This is a genomic window from Bacteroides cellulosilyticus DSM 14838, assembly GCF_000158035.1.
In the GTDB taxonomy this organism is placed as follows: domain Bacteria; phylum Bacteroidota; class Bacteroidia; order Bacteroidales; family Bacteroidaceae; genus Bacteroides; species Bacteroides cellulosilyticus.
This window is the reverse complement of sequence record NZ_EQ973492.1, coordinates 731388-743183: the sequence shown is the minus strand read 5'-3', so window position 1 is coordinate 743183 and position 11796 is coordinate 731388. Positions and strand designations below refer to the sequence as shown.

The following is an 11796-nucleotide window of genomic DNA, read 5'->3' as shown; positions in this document are numbered from 1 at the left end:
AAAAGGTGAAAACGGAAACTATCTCGTAAAAACATTGGAGAACGGTTACTCTATCACAAAAGAAGGTGAAACCACTGCTATGGAGCTGGTTTACGACAAAGAATTGAACACTTGGAATGTTGTTGCAGAAGGTGTTAGCACTGAATTGCTGCAAATGAACGGTGATGGTACTGCACAGATGTATCTGCCGAATGGTGAAGCAATGAATGTGACATTGGATGCACAAGGCGTAGCTGCTGCTCGTCAGGCAACGATGATCAACACTTATTACGCTGCACGCTAATTAAGAAAAGAATTTGAATATGCGGGCGGATGAGCAATCATTCGCCCGTTGCTTTTTATACCCCTCCCGATTTTTTAGAATGGGTAACCTACTGCAAAGTGGAAAGCAAAGTCACGTCCGAAGTCAGGACGCAGAATGGGATAACGATCCTTTCCCTTTTCAGGGTTAATAGCCTTCATACCACCATCAAAGCGAAGTACAAAGAAATCCAGATCCAGACGTAATCCCACACCGTAAGCTACGGCTATTTGCTTATAAAACTGGTCGAACTTGAATTTACCCCCCGGCTGATCCTGATATTCGCGAATCGTCCAGATATTTCCCGCATCTACAAACAAAGCACCTCTAAATTTCCAGAATAAACGTGTGCGGTATTCTATACTGGCATCCAGCTTGATGTCACCCGACTGGTTCATGAAGTTACCTTTTTCATCGGAGAAAGTACCGGGACCAAGACTACGTACCGACCATCCGCGTACACTGTTTGCTCCACCCGAGAAATAACGTTTCTCGAAAGGAATCATCCGTGCGTTTCCGTAAGGGATGGCAATACCTCCCCCAATATGAAATGCAATGGAGTTACGGTTATCGATGACGATATTTTTGGCAAAGTCCAGGTCACCTTTTATATATTGTGCATACGGAATATTCAAGATAGTGTATTCATCCTGATCATTCTTCTTTAAATTGCTCATTTTAGAAAGCACATACAGGAGATTTCCCGCAGACTCAAAGTTAAAACGTATACTATAAGAATTACCAATCACTGCATTGTTCATCAATGCTTGTCCTGCGCTGTTATAGATATAGCTGTACCCGGTACGAACAATCAAACGGTCTTTATAGTTATACTCCAGCAGATAGTTCTTCTCATCGTTCAGGAAATTGTTTTTAAACTCGGGTTCTATCCACGGCATATACAAATAGTTGATGTCCAGCAAGTCTATACGATGCTGCGAACGCTGTCGCTGCAAACCCCATTTATAACTCCATGAACCGGATGCAACGATGCGTGTAAACTCGGGACGCATCTGATAATTATATTGCAGCCCGAATTCTGTGGTTGCCCTTATCTTCCGCTTAAAGTCATTGGATATGAACGGAAACATGAAGCGGGGAAAGTTTATACTGGTTTCCACACCGAGTTCCGTATAGTTGTCATTCTTATACCCTAAACCGGAAACAGCTTCGTAAGCTCCGCGAAGCTTAACCAAGAAAGTTTCGGAACCTCTGAATACATTGCGATTCTGAAAAGATACAGATGCCGCGGCACCCAAATCACCCGCAGAGTTCGTTCCCTCCAGTTCGAAAGATACAGACTGATGTTTGTTCTTCGTCAGCATAACATAAGCATTCAGCTTTGCGCTATCATTTACCTGTGTTTCGAAGAAACGTACATTGGTATATTTCAATACCGGCAGACGTCCGAAGTTGGAGTAAGTGCGCTGCACATCCTGTTCATTGTAAAGATCTCCCGGAGTTATCCGCAGATTATCAGTCAAAACTTTAGGACGCAGGTACAATTTATCTTTATAATATATGGGAACCCCTTTATAGTGTATCGAATCATTGATTTCCACACTACTGAGAGCTGAAGATTGCAGCACGTCATAGTCTGCAATGAAATTCACTTTATTAATCGTATACTGTGGATGATCCTGCAATTCAGCACCGGAATGCTGTCTGTACCGTGCCAGATGCAAGGTCAGATCCACCTGATAAGTGCCACGTACTGTATCCGCTGTATAAGAGATATAATCTTTATTGAATTTATAATAACCGTTGCGAAGCAGGTTACCCGTGATCCGTTGGCGTTCACTGTCCAGTATGTTGGCATTGAAGTACATACCTTCGGATAAATAGGTCGATGCAGAATCTTTCTGCATATATTCCCAGATTTTTTCATCCTGAACATCATATTTCAGGCTACGGACAATATACGGCTCTCCGGTGTTTACTTTATAAGCCAGTTTTACCTTTTTCTTCTTGATTTTGGGAATGTACTCTACGGTAGCACCCATGTACCCCATATTCTGAACGGCTTTCGTCATTTCCTCCCGTGAACGTTCGGTTTCTTCCTTACTATAGATAACAGGGGCATCTCCCAGCCTGCGTAAAGCCCGGTTCACCCAACGAGTAGAATCACGTCCCGACCAGTTGTAGACATACAACTGGGTTTTAATCAGACTAAACCATTTGGAGTTCGGATTTTGCCGCACATATATGGACAAATTAGAAGGCTTCACATTTTTATTATCAGTATGTATGCGCACCTCATCCAGCAAGTATGAACCATCCGGCACATATTTGGTGGTCGAGCAGGAAGCTAATGTAAGTATGGCAGCAGTAAGTAGTGCGTAGTGGAAGCCTTTCTTCATACCAGAATTAATAAATTGCGCATAATTGACTACAAATATAAATCTATTTTTTCTTTTCCGAAATAAAAAACCGGATGAAGTGTGTTCCGTTTTTTGATTATATAGAAATAATCACGTACTTTTGCCAAACGATAACATTTAAGCTATGGCACTGAGCAAAAACCGCATCAAATATATCCACTCGTTGGAGCTGAAGAAGAATCGTAAAACAGAAAAAGTCTTTCTGGCAGAGGGTCCTAAACTGGTAGGCGATTTGTTAGGACATTTTCCCTGCCGCTTTCTGGCAGCTACGCCCGAATGGTTATCGCAACATCCCAAGCTTCCGGTAGAAGATGTTTCGGAAGTGTCTGATGAAGACCTTTCCCGTGCCAGCTTATTGAAAACTCCCCAACAGGTACTTGCTGTATTCGAGCAGCCGGAATATGAAACGGATGCTTCCGTTATCAGCCATTCACTCTGCTTGGCGCTGGACGATGTGCAAGATCCGGGAAATCTGGGTACTATCATTCGTCTGGCAGACTGGTTTGGTATAGAGCATATCTTCTGTTCCCCGAACACCGTAGATGTATATAATCCAAAGACGGTTCAAGCCACCATGGGAGGCATTGCCCGTGTGAAACTGCACTATACTCCCCTGCCCGACCTCATTCAAAGCCTGAAGGATATACCAGTTTACGGCACTTTCCTCGATGGAGAAAATATGTACACACAGAAATTATCATCCAACGGATTGATTGTGATGGGTAATGAAGGCAACGGAATCGGGAAAGAAGTGGAGCAACTCATTAACCGCAAACTTTATATTCCCAATTATCCCGCAGAGAGGGAAACGTCCGAGTCACTGAATGTGGCAATTGCTACCGCAGTAGTCTGTGCCGAGTTCCGTCGACAGGCAGCATCATTGTAAAATCGAAAGGATAAAGTAGATAAGCATTTATTCCGGAAGGAAACGTTTCTTGGCAGAAAACTTCCGGAAGTTCCTGTAATACTTCATTTGCTTTCTGAAATATACCGGAGTACCCTTTGGAAATATCTTCTTCATTATTCAATAAAGCAATGACTCCGGGAAACCATTCCACTCCTTCTATCTCCTCTGTCAAGGGAAAGGCGGACACGACTTGTCCTTCTTCCGCCCCTACCACATATTGTTTGAGATAACCATGTCCGGGCAGAAAAATAAAGTGTGAAGCAAATCGTTTGATCATCAGGGATTATCTTTACGGAATTGAACGTGTTCCGGATTGTCCAACTTCTTCAGTGTAGGTTCCGAAGATGGACGAGGACGGACAGCATCACGTCTGCGCGGATTATCATTTATCTTTTCTTCCACAGGTTTCAGTTCCTCTTTCTTGAGTTCCTGAGGTTCTATTTTCTCTGTCTTAACAGAATCTTTCTGAATAGAATCATTCTTAGCAAACGACAGTGTATCCGTAGCATGATAACGCATCAGTGAAATGCGGTCGGTCAGCAATGTACGGGTAGCCTGTGCTGCGGGGTAATAGATATACCCACGTATTTCCCGGATTTCTCCCAACGTATCGGCAAAGAGGGAAACCGTTTCCACACCTGATTTATATACTTTCTGAATATCACTGATTATGCTGTCCTTATAGACAATCTGCATAGCCATGACGGGAGCATATAAGGAATCTGGCGCACCGTTGTGGAAGCGGAAACGAACGTTCCACCGCAAAGTATCGCGGTCTTTAAAGTTGGTATCTGAGGGTAATACGAAAGTAATCTTGTTGTCCATCGGCATACCTGTCAGCTGATAGATACGTTGCCATGCCCATACATCAATGCTGTCCCCCGGAAGACTTTCCTTCGGTTTATTGTCACGTATGGCAATTAAATGATTGACAACATCCCGCTCCGCTTTCAGCCTTGCGTTTACTTTCTCATAAATCTTGGTGAGTACTTCCGGATTACGCGTGAACCAAACCATTGAAGAGTCAAATTCGGCTTGCGTAATGCCATGTTTTTTAAACACCGATTCAATGTACAACACCCTTTTATAACCATCGGTATAAGGGACTTCTTCCCCCATAGCCTTTGCTATATGGTAGTCATAAAGCACATTTTCCATCTTAGCATCCGATATAACCACCTTCGGTCTTTTCACCTGACAGGCTGTCAAACAAGATGCTAACAGGAATATGCTAAACCATTGAATTCGATGCAGACCTTTCATGATTTCTTTATTGCATGATAAGAGTCATTCAAATATTTGCTGTAAAATAATAACAGGGCAATGATACCACAACTGATAGCGGCATCGGCAAGGTTGAATATCGGGCTGAAGAATATGAAATGATCCCCACCTACCAACGGCATCCATTGAGGCCAGTTTGTATCAATGATAGGAAAATAGAACATATCCACCACCTTTCCGTAGAACAAAGGAGCATATCCTCCGCCTTCCGGCAGGAATGAAGCTATCTGCGAATGTGTACTCTCATTGAACAACACACCATAGAATACACTATCGATGATGTTACCCAACGCTCCTGTAAGAATCAGAGATACGCATACGATATAGCCTGTCTTCAAGCCCTGCTTGATTATTCTCGTCAAATACCACCCTATCGCTCCTACGGCAACAATACGGAACAAGGTAAGGAATAACTTACCGAATATCTCCATACCGAACGCCATACCGTTATTCTCGGTAAAGTAAATATAAAACCATGTAGGCGGTTCTGCATCTACCATGCCCAGCTTCTCATAAAGCCATTTTATGGCGTTTTCGCTCTGATGCCAATACATGTGAGTCTTGACATAGATCTTGATTATCTGGTCAGCAATTAATACCGAGAAAATAACGAGCAGCGCAATGCGACCTTTCGTGAGGTATTTGTTCATCCTTACTTCTTACCGTTATTTTTGGCCTCAATGCTCAGTGTAGCATGAGGCACAGCACGTAAACGTTCGGCAGGAATCAACTTACCTGTTTCACGGCAAATACCATACGTTTTGTTCTCGATGCGTACCAATGCAGCCTGAAACCCTGGATAAACTTCAACTGACGTTGAGCCAGGCGTGTCGTTTCTTCTTTGGACAAGGTGTTGGCACCTTCTTCCAAAACTTTGTACGTAGGAGACGTATCGTCGGTATCATTACCGTCGGCTCCGGTTAAACTGGCTTTCAGCAATTCATAATCGCGTTGTGCCAATTCTAACTTCTCATTAATAATGGCGCGGAATTCTTCCAATTCAGCATCCGAGTATCTTGTTTTTTCTGCCATAACTTTACGTGTTAAATCGTTAGTATTATTATTCTTTTACAACGCTTACGTACAGGGAGAAATCGTCAAAGTTAAGTTCCGTGCCGTTTTCCACCTCATCGGTCAGCGTCAGTGAGGTTCCTAAAACCTGGTTACAAATATAGTCTTTATATTCGTTTACCGCATCATCTGTTTGCTGATTTTTTGATAATGTAATCTTTATTTTGTCTGTTATCTCCAAACCGCTTGACTTGCGAATATTTTGAATACGATTAACCAGTTCACGGGCAATACCTTCGCGGCGAAGCTCTTCTGTTACGGTTACATCCAGAGCAACAGTCAGCTTTCCTTCGTTGGCAACCAGCCATCCCGGAATGTCTTCGCTGAAGATTTCTACGTCAGTAGCTTCCACAAGCACATCCGTACCATCCAGTTGCAAAGTATAAGAACCGTTCTTTTCCAGTTCGGCGATAGCTTCCTGTGACATTTCTGCTACAGCGGCAGCTACGGCTTTCATCTGTTTGCCGAATTTCGGTCCCATCTTCTTGAAGTCACATTTCACTTTCTTCACCAGCACACCGGCGGCACCGTCTACGAACTTGATATCCTTCACGTTCACTTCGCTCATGATAAGTGCTTTTACTGCTTCGATGTGGGCACGTTGTTCCTCGTCCACTACCGGTATCATGATACATTGCAGCGGTTGGCGTACTTTGATGTTCACCTTGCGGCGCAAAGCCAATACCATGGAAGTTACGTCTTGTGCCATTTGCATGCGGACTTCCAGTTCCTTGTCTATCATTTCCTCCTTATATTCGGGGAATTTAGCCAGGTGTACGGATACCACGTTGTCGCGTCCCGTTGCAGTAACCAAGTCCATATAGAGTTTATCGGCATAGAACGGAGCGATGGGCGACATCAATTTGGCAACGGTTTCCAGACAAGTGTACAGAGTCTGGTATGCAGATAACTTATCCTGCGTAAATTCACCACCCCAGAAACGTTTACGGTTCAGACGAACGTACCAGTTGGAGAGGTTGTCGTTTACGAAGTCGGATATCAGACGTCCGGCCTTTGTCGGCTCGTATTCGCTATAGCAAGTATCCACTTCTTTCACCAGTGTATTCAGTACAGAGAGTATCCAACGGTCGATTTCAGGGCGTTCAGCCATCGGCACGTCAGCTTCCTTGTATTCGAATCCGTCTACATTGGCGTAGAGGGAGAAGAAAGAATACGTATTATATAATGTACCGAAGAATTTACGACGAACTTCTTCGATGCCGTCTACGTCGAATTTCAGGTTATCCCACGGAGAAGAGTTGGTGATCATGTACCAACGTAAGGGGTCGGACCCGTATTTCTCGATAGTTGAGAAAGGATCTACACCATTGCCCAGACGCTTGGACATCTTGTTACCATTCTTGTCAAGTACCAATCCGTTAGAGATAACAGCCTTGTAAGAGATGGTATCGAATACCATTGAAGCGATGGCATGGAGCGTAAAGAACCAGCCGCGAGTCTGATCCACACCTTCGGCGATAAAGTCGGCGGGGTAAACCTGATGGCTATCCAGCAATTCTTTGTTCTCGAACGGATAGTGGATTTGTGCATACGGCATGGCACCGGAATCGAACCATACGTCTATCAGGTCCGCTTCACGCTTCATGGGCTTGCCGTCTTTGGATACGAGGATGATATCATCCACATACGGACGGTGCAAGTCTATCTTATCATAATTTTCTCCATTGTATTCACCGGGTACGAAACCTTTATCCTTATAAGGATTGGACTTCATGAATCCGGCAGCTACGGATTTCTCTATTTCATTATAAAGCTCTTCAACCGAACCGATGCAGATTTCCTCGCTGTTGTCTTCCGTGCGCCAGATAGGCAGCGGAGTACCCCAGTAACGTGAACGGCTCAGATTCCAGTCATTCAGATTTTCCAGCCACTTGCCAAAACGTCCCGTACCGGTACTTTCCGGTTTCCAGTTGATCGTCTTGTTCAGCTCTATCATGCGGTCTTTGCAAGCGGTAGAGCGGATGAACCAGCTATCCAACGGATAATACAATACCGGTTTGTCCGTACGCCAGCAGTGTGGATAATTGTGCACATGCTTCTCAATCTTGAACGCCTGGTTGTTGGCTTTCATCATCATGCAGAGACTTACGTCGAGACTTTCGTCCTGATCTGTCAGATTCGGGTCGTAAGCGTTCTTCACGAAACGGCCTGCATATTCCTTATACAGGTCTACGTTTACGCGCTCTTTCACGAAGTTCTCGTCCAGTTCGTCCAATTTATAGAACTTACCGGTCAGGTCCACCATCGGGCGGAGTTCACCTTTCTTATTGATGAGTTGCAACGGTGGAACACCGGCGGCTTTCGCTACCTGGGCATCGTCGGCACCGAATGTCGGAGCGATATGTACGATACCTGTACCGTCTTCCGTAGTCACATAGTCACCTGAGATTACGCGGAATGCACCTTCACCCGGATTCACCCAAGGTATCAGTTGCTCATATTCCATACCTACAAGTTCCGGACCTTTATATTCTCCTACAATTTTGAACGGTATCAGCTTATCTCCCGGTTTGTAATCTTCCAGGGCGATGTCTTCCGCTTTTTTATTGAAGTGCGTGTAGAGCAAAGCTTTGGCAAGTACAACGGTGATTTTCTCTCCGGTGTATCCGTTGTAGCTTTGTACGGCTACATAATCTATCTTCGGGCCTACGCAAAGCGCGGTATTCGAAGGCAATGTCCACGGAGTAGTGGTCCATGCTAAGAAGTACGGAGTTCCCCACTCTGCCATTTCCGGCTTCGGGTTCTTCATCTTAAATTGTGCCACACAGGTCACATCCTTCACGTCGCGGTAGCAACCGGGCTGGTTCAATTCGTGTGAGCTCAGTCCTGTTCCGGCAGCGGGAGAATACGGCTGTATGGTGTATCCTTTATAAAGATACCCTTTTGTATAGAGTTGCTTCAACAGCCACCACAAAGTTTCGATGTAGCGGTTGTCGTAGGTGATATAAGGATCGGTCATGTCTACCCAATACCCCATCTTGTGAGTCAGATCTTCCCATTCTTTGGTGAACTTCATCACATCTTTGCGGCAGGCAGCGTTATAGTCGGCTACGGAGATCGTTTTACCGATATCTTCCTTGGTGATACCCATGGCTTTTTCCACACCCAGTTCCACAGGAAGCCCGTGTGTGTCCCAGCCGGCTTTACGTTTCACCAGGAAACCCTTCATGGTTTTGTAACGGCAGAAAATATCTTTGATGGAGCGAGCCATTACGTGGTGAATGCCCGGCATACCGTTGGCAGAGGGCGGTCCTTCATAAAAAACGAAAGAAGGACAGCCTTCACGTTCTGTCATACTCTTGGCGAAAACCTGGTTCTCGTCCCATTTCTTCAACACTTCCGCGTTTACCTTTGAGAGGTCGAACTGCGAATATTCGGCAAACTTCTTACCCATCTTATTTGCAATTTAACTATTTACAATTTAACGATTAAGGAGGCACTTTGAGACGTGCTAAAGCGACCCTCCTTATTTTAAGGGTGCAAAGTTACAAAAAAGTTAGAGAAAAGATATTATTGAATAGAAAAAAACATATCTAAATGGAATACGGCTCTTCAAAGAAGTGTTTTAGAAGACGTGTATTCCATCTTTTTCTATTTGTTGCTTTAAAAAAGCATTCATATTTTTATGAGCGCGAATGACATCAACAGAACATCCTAAAAGTTTTTCCAGATATGCTTTCATTCTTACTATTAGAAAAGGGTTAGGTGTTTCTGTCTCTACGTAAATATCAATATCACTTGTTTCTTTTTGCTCATTACGGGCGACCGATCCAAACAAATGTAAAGAACGCACACCGAACTGTTGTTTCAATTCGCTACCGCATGATTTCAACAAACTGATATAATCGTTCTTTGTTTTCATATCTCATTAAATCTTTAGAACAAAGATAGACAAAAAGAGTATTATTCACAAATCTTTTTGTTATTTTTGCCTGTCATAATTGATTATTCACCCAAACAAAACATCAAAAACAATAGTATGGACAAAGATCTAAAAAAGGTTGTGGTGCTTCTGGCACACCCCAACATGGAAAACTCACAAGCCAATAAAGCCCTGTTTGATGCCATAAAGGATATAGAAGATGTGGCTATATTTAATCTATATGAGATGTCAGAGCAAGATATTCTCAATATGGATGCATGGAGCCGGATTATATCTCATGCCAATGCAGTGGTATATCAGTTCCCGTTTTATTGGATGTCGGCACCATCTTTATTAAAAAAATGGCAGGACGGGATATTTACCTATTTGGCAAAAACTCCGGCAGTAGCCGGTAAACCTTTGTTGGTGGTTACCACTACCGGTTCTGAATTTGATGCGTACCGAAGTGGAGGAAGAAATCGCTTCACGGTGGATGAACTTTTGCGTCCTTATCAGGGTGGTGCTGTGCATGCAGGGATGGTGTGGCAGACTCCTTTCGTGGTGTATGGTATGGGAACACCCGATGCGGAAAAGAATATTGCTCTGGCAGCGGATCTTTATAAAAAACGGGTGATGGCACTTATCGGGAAAGATAAATCGGAAGATAGCTGGTAAAGTGTAAAGTATCAGCCAAAACACTTGATTTTGCCTTTACGATGTTGTATCTTTGTAGAAGCTTTAAGCTGAGTTTTATTGTAAACCTAAACCTTTAGTAAAATGGCAAAAGTTAGTCTTTCTTTTTCAGAAGCCTTTAAACAGTGCATTAATTTGACAGATATCTTATGTGAGACAGCCTGCCTGCCGGATAAACATGGGTGGTTCGCTCGTTGGCAAATTAAATAGATTATAGTTATTTCAGATGTTCGACATTTGGAATAATAATAGGCAAAAAAGAAGATAAGGTGGTATTTCCTCACAAGGATTTGCCACCTTTTTTGTTGATTTATATTTGGGGTAGGATTTAAAGCTCATTTTTGCGCTGTTAATAAACGTTGGATACGTTCTTAAAAAACGTTCCGGTTATTCTTTAAAAACGCTGTTTACGGTTATTAATGAGATGTTTTAGATGTCATAATTTTAAAACATTCTTATAGGCTTAATTCATTCGTCTAAAAGAAATCATTTAATTATGAAATATATAAGAGACAGAAGGAGCTTTTTTTTAAGAGAGCATTGGTAGTGTTAAATATATAATAATATATTGCTTGGGTTAATCTTTTCGTTAACTTTGCAGAAAAAATAAAACACGAAATGGAGTATAAGAGAAAAATTATTGTATATGGAGATTATTTTGCGGAGTTTTACGATAAGCAAATATCTTCCGTAAAAAACAAAATAAACTATGTACTCAACCTTGTGCGGGTAGAAGAGCATATCCCTTCCAGATTCTTTCGAAACATAGATACCGTTTCGGGACTTTTTGAGATACGGATAGAAATGGAAGGCAATATTTTTCGAATATTCTGCTGTTTCGACGAAGGAAAACTGGTTGTTCTTTTTAATGGCTTTCAAAAGAAAACTCAGAAAACTCCGCCAAAAGAAATTGAAAAGGCTACCCAAATTATGAAAGAATATTTTAATTCAAAGAAAGGAGATAAATTATGAGCAAAATCAAACCCAAAACAAAATCAATAAAAGGTTGTCGGACTTTTGATGAAATTTTAGATGTTGAGTATGGAACTCAAGGGACTCCCGAACGCGATGCCTTCGAACAAGGTGCGGTTGCTTTTATCCTTGCAGAACGTTTGAAGGAGGAAAGATTAAAAGCCGGATTAACCCAGGAGCAACTCGCCGAAAGAATTGGCACGAAAAAGACTTATATTTCCCGCATTGAAAACGGGAAAGCAGATGTGCAGCTTTCTACTCTTTTCCGTATCTTTCAGGGATTAGGGAAACAGGTCAAATTGAC

General features: G+C 42.8%; 11 protein-coding genes and 1 pseudogene. 5 read left to right on the top strand and 7 right to left on the bottom strand.

The features are described from left to right. Window positions 1–283 (top strand): DUF3332 family protein (locus BACCELL_RS21185; protein WP_007214120.1); only part of this gene is annotated, 283 nt, incomplete at its 5' end. 74 nt (window positions 284–357) lie between these two features. Here BACCELL_RS21185 and tamL read toward each other — a convergent pair. Further along, complete coding sequence (gene tamL, locus BACCELL_RS21180; RefSeq protein WP_007214119.1) at window positions 358–2661, bottom strand: translocation and assembly module lipoprotein TamL; 2304 nt, start codon at window positions 2659–2661, stop codon at window positions 358–360. Between the two features lie 145 nt (window positions 2662–2806). Here tamL and BACCELL_RS21175 point away from each other — a divergent pair, with 145 nt between their 5' ends. Next, the gene (locus tag BACCELL_RS21175) at window positions 2807–3568 is read left to right on the top strand and encodes a TrmH family RNA methyltransferase (RefSeq protein ID WP_007214118.1); all 762 of its coding nucleotides are present in this window, start codon (window positions 2807–2809) and stop codon (window positions 3566–3568) included. Here the strand turns inward: BACCELL_RS21175 and BACCELL_RS21170 are convergent. The 6 genes and pseudogenes from BACCELL_RS21170 to BACCELL_RS21145 all read right to left on the bottom strand — a co-directional run bounded on the left by BACCELL_RS21170 (window position 3519) and on the right by BACCELL_RS21145 (window position 9827). Beyond that, window positions 3519–3866 carry a hypothetical protein gene (locus BACCELL_RS21170; RefSeq protein ID WP_007214117.1) on the bottom strand — a complete coding sequence of 116 codons (348 nt, stop codon included), beginning with the start codon at window positions 3864–3866 and terminating at the stop codon, window positions 3519–3521. The genes BACCELL_RS21175 and BACCELL_RS21170 overlap by 50 nt on opposite strands. Further along, window positions 3866–4852 (bottom strand): DUF4296 domain-containing protein, encoded by a 987-nt coding sequence (locus BACCELL_RS21165; protein WP_007214116.1) that lies wholly within the window; start codon window positions 4850–4852, stop codon window positions 3866–3868. Before BACCELL_RS21165 ends, BACCELL_RS21170 begins: the two co-directional genes overlap by 1 nt. Further along, a complete protein-coding gene (locus BACCELL_RS21160) occupies window positions 4849–5523 on the bottom strand; it encodes a lipoprotein signal peptidase (RefSeq protein WP_007214115.1) in 675 nt (224 codons plus the stop codon). The genes BACCELL_RS21165 and BACCELL_RS21160 overlap by 4 nt, the downstream gene beginning before the upstream one ends. 2 nt (window positions 5524–5525) lie before the next feature. Beyond that, window positions 5526–5905, bottom strand: a pseudogene (locus BACCELL_RS21155) (TraR/DksA family transcriptional regulator). A 28-nt stretch (window positions 5906–5933) separates the two neighbouring features. Next, complete coding sequence (gene ileS, locus BACCELL_RS21150; protein ID WP_007214113.1) at window positions 5934–9359, bottom strand: isoleucine--tRNA ligase; 3426 nt, start codon at window positions 9357–9359, stop codon at window positions 5934–5936. A 171-nt stretch (window positions 9360–9530) separates the two neighbouring features. Further along, complete coding sequence (locus BACCELL_RS21145; RefSeq protein WP_007214112.1) at window positions 9531–9827, bottom strand: nucleotidyltransferase family protein; 297 nt, start codon at window positions 9825–9827, stop codon at window positions 9531–9533. A gap of 117 nt (window positions 9828–9944) precedes the next feature. Between BACCELL_RS21145 and BACCELL_RS21140 the strand changes: the two genes are divergently transcribed. The 3 genes from BACCELL_RS21140 to BACCELL_RS21130 form a co-directional block, all read left to right on the top strand. Then, window positions 9945–10502, top strand: coding sequence for an NAD(P)H-dependent oxidoreductase (locus tag BACCELL_RS21140; RefSeq protein WP_007214111.1), 558 nt, complete (start codon window positions 9945–9947; stop codon window positions 10500–10502). Between the two features lie 636 nt (window positions 10503–11138). Beyond that, window positions 11139–11492, top strand: coding sequence for a type II toxin-antitoxin system RelE/ParE family toxin (locus BACCELL_RS21135; protein WP_007214109.1), 354 nt, complete (start codon window positions 11139–11141; stop codon window positions 11490–11492). Beyond that, the coding region (locus tag BACCELL_RS21130; protein WP_007214108.1) for a helix-turn-helix domain-containing protein at window positions 11489–11796 on the top strand (308 nt) is incomplete at its 3' end. The genes BACCELL_RS21135 and BACCELL_RS21130, both read left to right, overlap by 4 nt.